Below are 12,656 nucleotides of genomic sequence, written 5' to 3' on the forward strand. Positions count from 1 at the left end.
GGCCAAGAAAGAGGGGCGTGGCGCTTTACCCCCGGTCGCGGGCCTGTACGATGGTGCGATGCGGGAGCAAGGTTCGTGACGATCGAGGCATTGATCGCCCGCTACGGGCTGGGCGCGCTGCTGCTCGGCGCCGGGATGGAGGGCGAGACCGTCGTGATCCTCGGCGGGATCATGGTGCAGCGGGGCACGCTGCCCTTTGCCGGCGCGATCCTCGCCGCCGCGATCGGATCGTTCATCGCCGATCAGCTGTTCTTCGCGGCGGGGCGTCGGTTCCGCGACCATCCCCGCGTGCGGCGATGGAGCGCCAAGCCCGCCTTTGCCCGCGCGCTGACAGCGTTCGAACGGCATCCGACGTTGTTCGTGTTCGCCTTTCGCTTTCTCTACGGACTGCGCACGGTCAGCCCGGTCGCGATCGGAACCACGCGCCTGCCGCTGGCGCGCTTCATGCTGCTCAACGGCTCGGCGGCGCTGCTATGGGCGACGATCTTCGTGTCGATCGGCTATTGGTTCGGGCACGGACTGAGCGAACTGATCGGCCGCTGGCTGCCATCGTGGCAGGTGCTGGCGGGCGGAGGTGTCGCCATCCCGCTGCTCGGCGGTCTGACCTGGTGGTGGCGACGGCGGGGTTAATCGCCCTTGCGGCCCAGCTTCTCCACCCGCGCGATCACTTCCTCGCATACCGCCGGGGACACGAACCTGGCGATCGACCCGCCATACATCGCGATTTCCTTGACCAGCCGCGACGCGATGGGTTGCAGCGAGACGTCGGCCATCAGGAAGACCGTTTCGATCCGGTCGTTCAGCTGCTGGTTCATGCCCGCCATCTGATATTCATATTCGAAGTCGGCGACGGCGCGCAGGCCCCGCACGATCACGCTCGCTCCCTGCCGTTCGGCAAAGGTCATGAGCAGCGCGTCGAACGCGACGACCCGGATATCGCCACTGACCCCGGCCACTTCGCGTTCGACCATCGCCAGCCGTTCGTCGAGCGTGAACATCGGTGACTTGGACGGATTGGTCGTGACGCCGATCACCAGCCGGTCGACCAGCTTCGCGCCCCGCCGGATGATGTCCATGTGCCCACGGGTGATCGGATCGAACGTGCCGGGATAGACGCCGATCCTCACCGGTCGCGCTCCAGAACATAGCGGGCGATGGCGCGCAGCAGATCGGCTTCGGGGCCGAAGTCGCGCAGATGCTCGATCGACTGGTCGACCAGCCGCCGCGCCTGTTCGCGCGCGCGGTCGAGTCCGAGCAGCGAGAGGAAGGTTTCCTTGCCCGCCTCGCCATCCTTGCGCAGCGCCTTGCCGACCGCCGCCTCGTCGCCTTCGACGTCGAGAATGTCGTCGGCGATCTGGAAGGCGAGGCCGATGTCGCGGGCATAGCCGCGCAGCGAGGTGCGCTGCGCATCGGTCACCCGCCCCAGGATCGCGCCAGCCTCGACCGAACAGGCGATCAATGCACCGGTCTTCATCGCCTGCAACCGGGTGACGGTGTTCAGGTCGAAGCTGGTGTCCTCCGCCTCCAGGTCCATGGCCTGTCCGCCTGCCATGCCCGACGGGCCGGAGGCGTGCGCCAGGTCGGCGATCAGTTCGATGCGGACATGCGGATCCGGATGGGTCAGCTCGTGTGACAGGATTTCGAAGGCGAGCGCGTGCAGACAATCGCCCGCCAGGATCGCGGTCGCTTCGTCATAGGCCTTGTGCACCGTCGGCTTGCCGCGGCGCATATCGTCATCGTCCATGGCGGGCAGGTCGTCATGGATCAGGCTGTAGACATGGATGCATTCGATCGCGAGCGAGGCGCGGGCGGCGCGGATACGCTCGACATTGAACAGGCGCGCGGTGGCGAACACCAGGAGCGGCCGCAGCCTTTTGCCTCCGCCGATCGCGGCATGGCGCATCGCGCGGTACAGGTTCGCGCGGGGATCGTCGGGAACGGGCAGCAGCGCATCGAACTGGCGATCCATCTCTGCCGAGATTTCGCGGAGGGCGGCGTTCAGCGACACCGGCGGCGCGACGGTCGCCATTATTGCGCGTCGAACGGCTGGGTGGAGGCACGCCCTTCGGCATCGACCCGGATCGCCTCGATCCGCGCCTGCGCCGCATCGAGCCGCGCGGCGCATTGTGCGCGCAGCAGGTCACCACGGGCATAGAGGTCGATCGCAGTCTGCAAATCTTCTTGCCCCGTTTCCAACCGGCTGACGATGGTTTCGAGCTCGCGCAGCGCGTCTTCGAAGGACAGGGTGGAAACATCGCGTTCGTCGGACATGGCGATGCTATGCGGCAGGGGGTGACAGGATTGCAACCGGGCATCGCGGACCGGTAATGAATTAGTCCGCTGTCGCTTCGTCCGCGACGCAACCCACTCGAATCTGCTCAGAGCATGCCGTTCAGCGACATTCGGGCGGCAGACAGAGCATCCTCGATCGTGCCGAACAACCTTGTCCTCGGCCGGGTGTCGATCGTCCAGTAGGGCTGCCATTCCGCGCCAGTCGGAAAGGGGATCACGTCCGGGTTTTCGCTATTGCCCCGATCGTGGGACAGGATGCGCTCTTCCACGATGACGAACGATGGTCCGGTCGATAGAAGATAGCCAGACGGCAGTGCCGTTCGTCGGACAGCATCTCACCGATACGATGGTGCATGGTCACCGTCAGCAGGTCGCCGTGGGACGAGCGGGTCGATCCGACAGATAGGCGCCGATTGCATCCCACGCCGGCTTTTTCGCGGCCACGCCGACCGTATGCAATGGGCTGCTCGACGGCAGCGCCAGTGTCTCGACCCCGCGCACCAGCGCCCGCCCGGCCTTGGCTGCCGTTCCGCCGTTGAACGCCACCAGACGCAGTTCCGGCAAGGTCGCGATAAGCGCCGCCACGTCGTTGGCGGTGGCGTCGCGAATCGCGGCGTCGCTGCTGCCCGGCCGGGTTGCACTCGCCACTACGTCCCACAGGCCGATGCCGGCCGCCCTGAGAGTTGCCAGCCGTTCGTCATAGGCGAGTGCGGGGAGGTCGACCCCGATCGCCGGCGACAACAACCGCCAGAACTGGTTCTGCGGATGCGCATAATAGTGCCCGGCGGCCAGCGACGCGTCGCCCGGCAGGCTGCCGAGGATCAGTACCCGTGTCGACATGTCGACGATAGGTGGAAATGACGCCTTGCGAATCACACCGCCTGCCCCGCCGCCCAGCCGCTCGACCACGCCCATTGGAAATTATAGCCGCCGAGCCAGCCGGTCACGTCGACCGCTTCACCGATGACGTGCAGCCCGGGCAGATGCTTCGCCGCCATCGTCTTCTGGTTGAGCCCGTCCGTCGCCACTCCGCCGACCGTGACCTCCGCCTTGGCGAAGCCCTCGGTGCCGTTCGGATGGAACTGCCACCCGGCGAGCCTCTGCTCGATCCGGGTCAGCGTCGCGTCGCGCTGGTTGCCGAGTTCGCCGGGACAGTCGAGCTTCGCCGCCAGCGCTTCGGCAAGCCGGTCGGGCAGCGCCGAGCCGAGCGCCGAGCGCAGGCCGATGCGGGGCCGCGCGCGCTTCAGTTCGGTCAGCCAGCCGCTCGACCGGTCGGGTACGAAGTCGATCGTCACCGGCTCGCGGTGCCGCCAATAGGACGATGCCTGCAGGATCGCCGGCCCTGACAGCCCGCGATGGGTGAACAGCGCCGCCTCGCGGAACTTCGCCTTGCCGGCGCTCGCGACGACCTCGGTCGCGACGCCCGACAATTCGCGGAACAGCGCGTCGTCGGGCGGCAGGGTCAGCGGCACCAATGCCGGGCGCGGCTCGACCAGCTTCAACCCGAACCGCTTGGCCAGGTCATAGGCGAAGCCGGTCGCGCCGAGCTTGGGGATCGACGGACCGCCGGTCGCGATCACCAGCGAGGGGGCGGTCAGGGTCCGTTCGCCATGGACGACGGTGAACATCCCATCGGCATGTCCCACATCGCGGATCGGCTGGCCCAGCGCGATCTCCGCGCCATCGGCCTCGGCCAGCAGCATCGCCACGATCTGCCGCGCAGATCCGTCGCAGAACAGCTGCCCCAGCGTCTTTTCATGCCACGCAATGCCATGGCGCTCGACCAGCGCGACAAAGTCCTGCGCGGCGTAGCGACCCAGCGCCGAGCGCGCGAATTTCGGGTTGGCCGAGACATAGCGGTCCCAGCTCGCGCCGACATTGGTGAAGTTGCACCGCCCACCGCCCGAAATGACGATCTTGCGCCCTGGCTCCGGGGCATGGTCGAGCACGGCCACGCGTCGCCCACGCTGCGCGGCGATGCCGGCGCAGAACAGCCCCGCGCCGCCGGCGCCCAATATGATGACGTCATGATGGGTCATGCGCCGCCCTTCGCATGGCGAACGGGCGGCGCAAAGGGGTTAGCCGCGCACGACCAGCTTCACCAGTTGTCCCGGTACCAGCTGGGCGTCGTCCTCCAGCCCGTTGAGCGTCAGGAACCGATTCCGCTGGAAATCGGGATAGGCCATCTGCCGGCTGAGCGAATCGATCGTGTCGCCCGCCCGGACCGTGGCGATGCGGATGCGCTTGCCGACGATCGCGTTCGCTTCGGCCTGGGTCAGCGTGCCGAAGCTGTCGAGCAGCGATTCGAACGGACCGATTCCGCGGCCGGCGGGGGTGACGATCTGGAAATAATAGGTGGCCGAAGGGTAGCGATAGGCGACGATAGTCAGGTCGACCGCCTGGTTGTTGGCATTGGCGCGCACCGTCGCGATCGCCGCATCGGTGCCGTTGATCCGCGTGGTCTGCGGCTCGGCCGCGGTCCGCGCGCCGAGCGACGCCAGCCGCTGCCGCACGAAGCTGGCCGGGTCATCCGCCGGCCCCATCCGGAATTCGGCCTGGCCGCCCTGTCCGGCGATCGTCACCGCATCGGTCCCGTTCTGCAGCGCATAGCCGCTGGGCGCGGTGAAGCGGATGCGCAGGGCCGGGTGGCGGAAGGTCGTGCCGTCGATCACCCCCTGCGCCGGATCGTCGTCATAGCGCAGGCCGTCGAGCATCCGCAGATAGGTGGTGTCCTGCCCCGGCTGGGTCGCGGCGCCACCTGCCTGCTGCGCCAGCGCGCGGGCGCGGCGGACGCGCTCGGCTCCGTTGGGATGGGTGCTCATCCACGTCGGCACGGCATTGCCGCCGCGTCCGCTGGTCTGCGCCGCCAGTGCCTGCGCTTCGTTCAGCTGGACCAGCGCATCGGCCATGCCCGAGGGTGCATAGCCGGCGGCGGTGGCATAGCGCACGCCGAACTGGTCCGCCTGATACTCTTGGTTGCGACTGTACGACAGGGTGTAGAGCTGCGATCCGACCCCGGCGATCCGGCTGACCAGATCGCTGCCGGTCACCGCGCCCAGCAACGTCGCGCCCAGATTGCCTAGCGTCGAGCGCGTGTTGCGCGAATTGCTGTGCCGCGCGGCGACATGGCCGACTTCATGGCCCATCACCGCCGCCAGCTCCGCCTCGCTGTTCATCAGCGCCAGCAGCTGCCGCGTGATGTAGACATAGCCGCCGGGGATGGCGAAGGCGTTTTCGACCGGCGAATTGAGCAGGGTGACGGTGAAGTCGCCGCTGGCATTGGACAGGCCGGACTGCACCGCCACCTTCTTACCGACCCGCTCGACATAGGCGGCCTGCGGCCCCGAATATCTGCCGCCATATTGCGCCAGCAGCTGCGGATTGGCCTGCGCGCCCTGCGCCCGGTCGCTCTGCGAGATCGAGCGCGTCTGCGCCATCACCGGAGCGGAAACGGTCGCGGCGGTCAGCATCGCGGCGGTCAGGAAACGTATCGTCATCATCTGGTCCCCGTTTGTCGTCGTCTCGAATACGTTGCGATACGACAACGGTTCCGTCGCTCAGCTGAACAACTCGCCCTGCGCGCCGGCGGGCGGGCGGAACAGGTCGCAGCGCAGTCGGGGATGACCGCCGGTCAGCCCGTGGCGGCGGCACGCGATGGCGAAGCGGGTGGCGAGCAGCTGCCCCCAAACGCCTTGCCCGCGCATCCGCGAATGGAACGCCGGATCATTGTCGCGCCCGCCGCGCAGCGACTGGACGATCGCCATCACCTTGCCCGCCCGGTCGGGAAAATGCGTTTCCAGCCATGCTCGGAACAGCGGCGCGACTTCGTGCGGCAGGCGGACCGGCAGGAAATAGGCGCCCTTTGCCCCTGCTTGCGCGGCACGCTCGATCAGATGCTCGACCTCATGATCGGTGATCGCGGGAATGACCGGAGAGATCGACACGAACACCGGCACTCCCGCCGCCGCCAGAGCAGCGACCGCCGACAACCGCTTCTCGGGATGCGGCGCGCGCGGTTCCAGCGTGCGGGCAATCTTCGGGTCGAGCGACGTCACCGACAGGGTGACGCTCACCAGCCCCTTGGCCGCCATCGGCACCAGCAGGTCGATATCGCGTACCACCCGGTCGGATTTGGTCGTGATGGTCAGCGGATGGTTCGTTTCCGCCAGCACGGCAATGCACGCGCGGGTAATTCCCCAGTCGCGCTCGATCGGTTGATAAGGGTCGGTATTGGTGCCCATCGCGATCGGCTTCACGACATAGCCGCGCTTGGCCAGCGCGGCCCGGAGCAGCGTCGCCCCATCGGGCTTGGCGAACAGCTTCGTTTCGAAATCCAGCCCCGGCGACAGGTCGTGATAGGCATGGGTCGGCCGCGCGAAACAATAGATGCAGCCATGTTCGCAGCCACGATAGGGGTTGATGCTCCGGTCGAATGGAATGTCGGGCGATGCGTTGCGCGACAGGATCGTACGCGGCCGTTCGATCGCCACGCTGGTGCGCAGCGTCGGCTCCGCGCCGTCGACCGTCTCCCGCCAGTCCAGCCAGTCGCCGTCGGCCTCCTGCGCGGGCAGGGCGATGCGGCTGCTCGTGACGTTGGTCGTCGCTCCTCTGGCCGGACGATTCCGCATTGCCCGACGCTATCGAATCGTTCAGAACGAAGCAAGAACATGCAGGAGGTTCTCATGGCGCGGTTGAACTATCTGGAACTGCCGGTCGCGGCGACGGAACCGGCGAAGACGTTCTACGCCACGGTGATGGGGTGGACGTTCACCGACTATGGTCCGGACTATGCCGCAACGACCAGCGGCGATACCGACATGGGACTGGACGCCGACACGATGTTGACCACGCTGCTGCCGGTGATTCAGGTCGACGATCTCGAAGCGACGCTGTCGGCGGTCGAGGCGGGCGGCGGGGTGATCGTCCAGCCGATCTTCGCCTTTCCCGGCGGGCGCCGGTTCCATTTCCGTGATCCGGACGGCCATGTGCTGGCGGCGATGGTCGCCGAATAGGCTTGTCGGTCACACGCGCCGGGCGATAGGCTCCCGCTGGAAATCCGGGGGGTTTGTCGATGATCGGAATGATGATGGGGGTGGCGGCGGCGATCGCCGCGCCCGATGCGGCGCTGCTCGACCTGCGGCAACCGGGCAATGTCGTCACCGCGTTGCAGGCGGCGGGCTACAAGGCCGAAATGAAGATCAACAAGGACGGCGAACCCTATGTCCTGAGCGCGACCAACGGGGAATCCTTCTCCGTCGAATTCTATGGATGTGACGGGTTGAAGGACTGCAAATCGTTCCAGCTCACCTCATGGTACAAGAAGGAACCGCTCTACACGCCCGCGTTGACCAACGAATGGAATGCCCGGAATCGCTTCCTCAAGATCGCGGTCGATTCGGACGGCGACCTGCGCGAATTTCTGGATGCGACGGCGGTGGGCGGGATGACCCAGGCGCAGTTCACCGATCTGGTCGAATGGTATTCCGCCATGGACGGGCAATTGGCGCAGTTCCTGAGCACGAAGCGCGACGCGGCCGGAGCGAAACCGGCGAAGTGACCGGCGGCGTCACCGCTCCAGCAGGCGCGGCATCAGCTCGACGAAGTTGCAGGGGCGGTGGCGAATATCGAGCTGTTCCTTGAGGATGCCGTCCCACCCGTCCTTCACCGCGCCGGTCGATCCGGGCAGCGCGAAGATGTAGGTGCCGCGCGCGACGCAGGCGGTGGCGCGCGACTGGATGGTGGAGGTGCCGATCTTGGCATAGCTTTGCCAGCGGAACAGTTCACCGAAGCCGGGGATCAGCTTGGTCGCCACCCGCTCGACCGCTTCGGGCGTCACATCGCGGCCGGTTACGCCGGTGCCGCCGGTCGTGATGACGCAATCGATGCTGTCGTCATCGATCCAGCCGTGCAGCCGGGCGACGATCGTGTCGATGTCGTCGCGTACGATCGCCCGGTCGGCGAGGATATGGCCGGCGTCTTCAAGTCGGCCGACCAGCGTGTCGCCGGAGCGATCCTCGGCCAACCCGCGCGTGTCCGATACCGTCAGTACCGCGATCCGCACCGGCACGAACGGCCCGCTCTCGTCAATTGGCATCGGCCACCCGCGTCCGCCCATTGGCGCTGACCCGCACCGCCGCAGCGCCGGGCAGTCCGGGGAATTTCGGCCACATGCCCTGCGCCAGCGCGGCCCGGCTGGCCGACGCCTTGCCCGCCTGTTTTTCGTACATCCAGTAATTACGCAGCACGGTCATCACATAGCCACGCGTTTCCCAATACGGGATCGATTCGATGTAGAGCAGCGGATCGCCGCCGTCCTTCAGCTGCACGTTCCATGCCTCGACCGGGGTTGGCCCCGCATTATACGCGGCGATGACCTTGGGCAGCAGCCCGCCGGTGAACGGCCGGTCGCGCAGCTGTTCCAGATAGCTTTGTCCGACCGCCATATTGACCTGCGGCTTCGACAGCGCCGATTTTTCGAGGTTCAGGCCGTGCGCGCGGGCATAATCGGTGAGCGCACCTGGCCGGATCTGCATCAGGCCGGTCGCCCCCGCCGGACTGACGACTGCAGCATCGAAGCGCGATTCCTGCAGCGTGTGGGCGAACACCAACGCCTTGTCGACGCGCCAGCCACCCTCGGGCGTCCAGTCGGGGGCAGGATAGCGTGCCTCGGCCAGCGGACGCGCGCCCTGCGGCCCGTTGTGCGACAACCACAGCTGGGTCGCGGGCAGGTTCAGCGATCCGCACAGCCGGGTCAGCGCGGCATAGTCCCCGGCGCCGCCGATCCGCGCCTGATGGCGCAGCAGCTTGTCGGCCAACGCCCCTTCGCCGATTTCGGTAAGCGCGGCGGCGACCTTCACGTTCGATCGCCGCTCCAACGCGCGCCAGTCCTCGGTCGCCGGCGCCCGGCCAGTGCCGTCGGCACCCTCGATTAGTCCCAGCGCCTGCCGGGCGAGCAGCCCATAATAGGTTTCGCCATATTGCGCGGCGGTCTGGAGCCGCGCCTGTACGAGGTCGGGCCGCCCACAGGCGATGTCGGCGCGCGTCGCCCAGTACAGCCCGGCCGAGCGCAATTCGGTATCACCGGCCCGCTGCGCGACGCTGGCGAACGCCGCCTGCGCCGCGGCGCAATCCTGCTGCCGCCACGCCGCCAGCCCCTGCGTCCAGTCGGCCTGCGCGGTCCATTCGCCTTCGCCCTGCTGCGCGACCGCGGCGAGGCGGCGGGCATTGGCGTCGTCGCCGGCCACGAAATAGATCCATGCGACCCGGCCACGCATCTCGGTCAGCGCCTCGGGCGTCAGGTCGCCGGCGCGGGTCGTGATCAGCGCTTCGGCCGCGGCGCCGTCATCGGCCTTCACATAGGGCTTCATCGCGTCGAGCAGCTGCGCGGCGGCGGCATCGCTGCGCGCGGCCTTGGCACGGACGCGGACCGGGGCGGCATCGAACCACACCAGCCGCTGCGGTGTCGGCAGTTCGGGCAGCGCGGACGCCCCGCGCAGTTTGGCGAGGCGGGCGAGGTCGGGCGCCTGTGGCAGATCGGGCGCTTCGTTCAGCACCGCCAGCAACTGCGGCAGTTCGACCTTGGGCGATCCCTTGGCGGTATAGAGTTCGGCGCGGGCGACGGCATGGAGCGGTCCCGGCTTCATCGCGTCGAGCCTGAGCTGCGCATCGGCCCAGCGGCCGCCACGGATCGCGGCGAAGACCTGGGTATAGGCGTCGCGATCCTCGGGCGACAATTGCGGGGGCACGCGGGCTTCGGCGACGGAAACGGCGGTACTGCGGCTGGGCGATTCGTCGGCAAGCGCGGCGGTGGGAAGGGCGGGCAGCATCAGCGCCGCGAACACGAGTGGGTTGAGCTTCACGCGGTCGGTTCCCTGATAAGCAACTGCAGGTGCCGCCATGTTTCCGCCTTGGCCAGCGGCCGCTCCAACAGGAAGCGTGGGTGGAACGTGGCGATCGTGGGACAGGCTAGGCCGTCATGGTTAAGGGTGCGTAAACCACCGCGCTGGCCATCGGGGCCGAGCAGCGCGCGGCACGGTTCGGCGCCGAACAGCAGCAAGCGCTGCGGCGCGACGAGGGTGACGAGGCGGCGGGCAAGCTCTTCCAGCGTGCCCAGCGCATCCGCGGGCATCCGTCCGGTCAGCGGCCGGGCATGGGCGATGCCGGCGATGACGACCTGCTCGCGCACCTCGCCGATCGCGGCCAGCATCCGGTCGAGCAGGACGCCGACCGGACCGGTCATCCATCCGGCTTCGTCCGAATCATCCGGCTCGGGCAGGTCGGTCAGGATCATCAGCGACGGATTTTTTTGTGCCTGCACCGGCACCGGCTGGGCATTCCACGACGCCTCCGGCACCGCATCGCCCATCCGCCACGCCATGAACGCGTCGAGCGTATCGGGCGGCAGGTCCGCGGCGGGCGCAGACGTTACGGCAAGCGGGCGAGCCGGCGGGGCAGGGGTGGCGAACCAGTCGCGCAGCTCGTCCTCAACCAGCGTGTCGACACCGGCGTCGGCCCACCATTCGAGCGCGCTCGCCGCCGCGTCTTGCCACTGAATATGCTGTTCCGCCCCCATGGCGCCTTTAAGGCACTGGGTTGACCTCCCCGTCAATCTGCCCAAATCGTTGGCAAGGACAGGGCGTTGCCCTCACGCGACGACATGGGGGGCGGCTGGCCCCAAGAGGATGATGCAATGAGCGAACGGGAATCGATGCCCTATGACGTCGTGATCGTCGGCGCGGGGCCTGCCGGCCTGTCCGCGGCGATCCGGCTGAAGCAGATGGCGGCCGACAGCGGCGAGGAACTGGCCGTGTGCGTGCTGGAAAAGGGGTCGGAGGTCGGCGCCCATATCCTGTCGGGCGCGGTGTTCGATCCGCGCGCGATGGACGAATTGCTGCCCGAATGGCGGACGATGGGCTGTCCGATGGCCGAAGTGCCGGTGACCGAAAACCACCACTGGCTGCTGTCGGAGACCGGCAGCAGCGAGGTATCGCACCGCATCCTGCCGCCCTTCATGCAGAACAAGGGCACCTATACCGGGTCGCTGGGCAATATGTGCCGCTGGCTGGCCGAACAGGCCGAAGGGCTGGGCGTCGAAATCTTCCCCGGTTTCGCGGCGGCGGAAATCCTCTACCATGACGACGGTTCGGTGAAGGGCGTCGCGACCGGTGACATGGGTGTCGCCCGCGACGGTACGCGTAAGCCCGACTGGCAGCCCGGCCTCGAACTCCACGCCAAATACACCTTCTTCGCAGAGGGCGTGCGGGGCCATCTGTCGAAGCAGATCATCCGCACCTTCGACCTCACCCGCGACAGCCAGCCGCAGGTCTATGGCCTCGGCATCAAGGAATTGTGGGACATTCCCGCCGAGAACCACGTTCCCGGTCGCGTGATCCATACCCAGGGCTGGCCGCTCAGCGAGACGCGCGGGTCGAACGGCGGCGGGTTCCTGTATCATCAGGCGAACGGGCAGGTGGCGCTGGGCTTCGTCACCTGGCTCAACTATTCGAACCCCTATCTCTCGCCCTTCCACGAGATGCAGCGGTGGAAGACGCATCCGGCGATCGCCGCGATCCTGAAGGGCGGCAAGCGCGTGTCGTACGGCGCACGCGCGATCAACGATGGCGGATGGCAGTCGGTGCCCAAGCTGACCTTCCCCGGCGGGGTGCTGGTCGGCTGTTCGGCAGGGTTCCTGAACGTGCCGCGGATCAAGGGCATCCATACCGCGATGAAGTCGGGCATGATGGCCGCCGAAGCTGCCTTCGCGGCGGTGCGCGACGGGCGGGCCGGTGACGAACTCACCGCCTACACCGCTGCCTATGAATCGAGCTGGGTGTATGAGGAGCTGCGTACCGTCCGCAACGTCGTGCCGCTGGTCAAGAAATATGGCGATTTCGTCGGGTCGGGCATCGCCAACGCGACGATGTGGGCCGAACATTGGGGGCTGCGCATGCCCTTCACGCTCGGCCATCATCCCGATCACGAAAGCCTGTGGCGCAAGGATCAGGTGAAGCCGATCGCCTATCCCAAGCCCGATGGCGTGTTGAGCTTCGACCGGCTGTCGTCGGTGTTCCTGTCGAACACCAATCATGAAGAGGATCAGCCGGTCCATCTGACGCTCAAGGACCCCGATATCCCGGTCACCTACGACCTGCCGCTCTATGACGAACCCGCGCAACGTTATTGCCCGGCGGGCGTATATGAGATTGTGGGGGCGGAAACGGACAATCCGAAGTTCGTGATCAACGCGCAGAACTGCGTCCACTGCAAGACGTGCGACATCAAGGACCCGACGCAGAACATCAACTGGGTCGTGCCGGAAGGCGGCGGAGGACCGAATTATCCGAACATGTAGTCTGGGGATGATC

The 12,656-nt window shown here is 67.2% G+C and carries 15 protein-coding genes; 4 read left to right on the forward strand and 11 right to left on the reverse strand.

Annotation, left to right across the window (positions count from 1 at the left end; genetic code table 11):
- Nucleotides 1-75 precede the first annotated feature (75 nt).
- Nucleotides 76-630, forward strand: a complete 555-nt coding sequence (locus tag AVT10_RS00915; RefSeq protein WP_066687099.1) for a DedA family protein — start codon at nucleotides 76-78, stop codon at nucleotides 628-630.
- Here AVT10_RS00915 and coaD read toward each other — a convergent pair.
- The 8 genes from coaD to AVT10_RS00955 form a co-directional block, all read right to left on the reverse strand.
- Nucleotides 627-1,127, reverse strand: coding sequence for a pantetheine-phosphate adenylyltransferase (gene coaD / locus AVT10_RS00920; protein ID WP_084401189.1), 501 nt, complete (start codon nucleotides 1,125-1,127; stop codon nucleotides 627-629). The two genes, AVT10_RS00915 and coaD, sit on opposite strands and share 4 nt — an antisense overlap.
- On the reverse strand, nucleotides 1,124-2,029 hold the full coding sequence (locus AVT10_RS00925; RefSeq protein ID WP_066687100.1) for a polyprenyl synthetase family protein: 906 nt from the start codon (nucleotides 2,027-2,029) through the stop codon (nucleotides 1,124-1,126). Before AVT10_RS00925 ends, coaD begins: the two co-directional genes overlap by 4 nt.
- Nucleotides 2,029-2,271: an exodeoxyribonuclease VII small subunit gene (locus tag AVT10_RS00930; RefSeq protein ID WP_055819867.1), complete on the reverse strand. Its 243-nt coding sequence runs from the start codon at nucleotides 2,269-2,271 to the stop codon at nucleotides 2,029-2,031. The genes AVT10_RS00925 and AVT10_RS00930 overlap by 1 nt, the downstream gene beginning before the upstream one ends.
- 107 nt (nucleotides 2,272-2,378) lie before the next feature.
- Nucleotides 2,379-2,561 (reverse strand): hypothetical protein, encoded by a 183-nt coding sequence (locus AVT10_RS00935; RefSeq protein WP_066687101.1) that lies wholly within the window; start codon nucleotides 2,559-2,561, stop codon nucleotides 2,379-2,381.
- A gap of 94 nt (nucleotides 2,562-2,655) precedes the next feature.
- On the reverse strand, nucleotides 2,656-3,207 hold the full coding sequence (locus AVT10_RS00940) for a DNA-deoxyinosine glycosylase (RefSeq protein WP_066687113.1): 552 nt from the start codon (nucleotides 3,205-3,207) through the stop codon (nucleotides 2,656-2,658).
- Nucleotides 3,165-4,331: an NAD(P)/FAD-dependent oxidoreductase gene (locus AVT10_RS00945; RefSeq protein ID WP_066687115.1), complete on the reverse strand. Its 1,167-nt coding sequence runs from the start codon at nucleotides 4,329-4,331 to the stop codon at nucleotides 3,165-3,167. The genes AVT10_RS00940 and AVT10_RS00945 overlap by 43 nt, the downstream gene beginning before the upstream one ends.
- Before the next feature lie 39 nt (nucleotides 4,332-4,370).
- Nucleotides 4,371-5,789, reverse strand: a complete 1,419-nt coding sequence (locus AVT10_RS00950) for a M48 family metalloprotease (RefSeq protein ID WP_084401246.1) — start codon at nucleotides 5,787-5,789, stop codon at nucleotides 4,371-4,373.
- Nucleotides 5,790-5,849: 60 nt separating this feature from the next.
- Nucleotides 5,850-6,920, reverse strand: a complete 1,071-nt coding sequence (locus tag AVT10_RS00955; protein ID WP_066687118.1) for a PA0069 family radical SAM protein — start codon at nucleotides 6,918-6,920, stop codon at nucleotides 5,850-5,852.
- Nucleotides 6,921-6,974: 54 nt separating this feature from the next.
- Between AVT10_RS00955 and AVT10_RS00960 the strand changes: the two genes are divergently transcribed.
- On the forward strand, nucleotides 6,975-7,304 hold the full coding sequence (locus AVT10_RS00960; protein WP_066687120.1) for a VOC family protein: 330 nt from the start codon (nucleotides 6,975-6,977) through the stop codon (nucleotides 7,302-7,304).
- Between the two features lie 59 nt (nucleotides 7,305-7,363).
- Nucleotides 7,364-7,849: a YbjN domain-containing protein gene (locus AVT10_RS00965; RefSeq protein WP_066687123.1), complete on the forward strand. Its 486-nt coding sequence runs from the start codon at nucleotides 7,364-7,366 to the stop codon at nucleotides 7,847-7,849.
- Nucleotides 7,850-7,858: 9 nt separating this feature from the next.
- Here AVT10_RS00965 and moaB read toward each other — a convergent pair whose 3' ends face one another.
- From moaB to AVT10_RS00980, 3 genes are read right to left on the reverse strand one after another with little or no spacing between them, the layout of a single operon-like run.
- A complete protein-coding gene (gene moaB / locus AVT10_RS00970; protein ID WP_066687125.1) occupies nucleotides 7,859-8,386 on the reverse strand; it encodes a molybdenum cofactor biosynthesis protein B in 528 nt (175 codons plus the stop codon).
- Nucleotides 8,376-10,190, reverse strand: coding sequence for a lytic transglycosylase domain-containing protein (locus AVT10_RS00975; protein ID WP_084401191.1), 1,815 nt, complete (start codon nucleotides 10,188-10,190; stop codon nucleotides 8,376-8,378). The genes moaB and AVT10_RS00975 overlap by 11 nt, the downstream gene beginning before the upstream one ends.
- Entirely contained in the window at nucleotides 10,148-10,864 is a 717-nt protein-coding gene (locus AVT10_RS00980; RefSeq protein ID WP_066687128.1) for a uracil-DNA glycosylase family protein, read from the reverse strand. The genes AVT10_RS00975 and AVT10_RS00980 overlap by 43 nt, the downstream gene beginning before the upstream one ends.
- A gap of 117 nt (nucleotides 10,865-10,981) precedes the next feature.
- Between AVT10_RS00980 and AVT10_RS00985 the strand changes: the two genes are divergently transcribed.
- Complete coding sequence (locus AVT10_RS00985) at nucleotides 10,982-12,643, forward strand: electron transfer flavoprotein-ubiquinone oxidoreductase (protein WP_066687131.1); 1,662 nt, start codon at nucleotides 10,982-10,984, stop codon at nucleotides 12,641-12,643.
- Nucleotides 12,644-12,656 lie beyond the last annotated feature (13 nt).

Origin of the sequence: Sphingomonas hankookensis (assembly GCF_001619955.1) — a bacterium.
GTDB lineage: Bacteria > Pseudomonadota > Alphaproteobacteria > Sphingomonadales > Sphingomonadaceae > Sphingomonas > Sphingomonas hankookensis_A.

Coding starts and splice junctions, on each gene's coding strand:
- AVT10_RS00925 (WP_066687100.1), bottom strand. CDS start 2,029: ATGGCGACCGTCGCGCCGCCGGTGTCGCTGAACGCCGCCCTCCGCGAA.
- AVT10_RS00930 (WP_055819867.1), bottom strand. CDS start 2,271: ATGTCCGACGAACGCGATGTTTCCACCCTGTCCTTCGAAGACGCGCTG.
- AVT10_RS00940 (WP_066687113.1), bottom strand. CDS start 3,207: ATGGGCGTGGTCGAGCGGCTGGGCGGCGGGGCAGGCGGTGTGATTCGC.
- AVT10_RS00945 (WP_066687115.1), bottom strand. CDS start 4,331: ATGACCCATCATGACGTCATCATATTGGGCGCCGGCGGCGCGGGGCTG.
- AVT10_RS00950 (WP_084401246.1), bottom strand. CDS start 5,789: ATGACGATACGTTTCCTGACCGCCGCGATGCTGACCGCCGCGACCGTT.
- AVT10_RS00955 (WP_066687118.1), bottom strand. CDS start 6,920: ATGCGGAATCGTCCGGCCAGAGGAGCGACGACCAACGTCACGAGCAGC.
- AVT10_RS00960 (WP_066687120.1), top strand. CDS start 6,975: ATGGCGCGGTTGAACTATCTGGAACTGCCGGTCGCGGCGACGGAACCG.
- AVT10_RS00965 (WP_066687123.1), top strand. CDS start 7,364: ATGATCGGAATGATGATGGGGGTGGCGGCGGCGATCGCCGCGCCCGAT.
- moaB (WP_066687125.1), bottom strand. CDS start 8,386: ATGCCAATTGACGAGAGCGGGCCGTTCGTGCCGGTGCGGATCGCGGTA.
- AVT10_RS00975 (WP_084401191.1), bottom strand. CDS start 10,190: ATGGCGGCACCTGCAGTTGCTTATCAGGGAACCGACCGCGTGAAGCTC.
- AVT10_RS00980 (WP_066687128.1), bottom strand. CDS start 10,864: ATGGGGGCGGAACAGCATATTCAGTGGCAAGACGCGGCGGCGAGCGCG.
- AVT10_RS00985 (WP_066687131.1), top strand. CDS start 10,982: ATGAGCGAACGGGAATCGATGCCCTATGACGTCGTGATCGTCGGCGCG.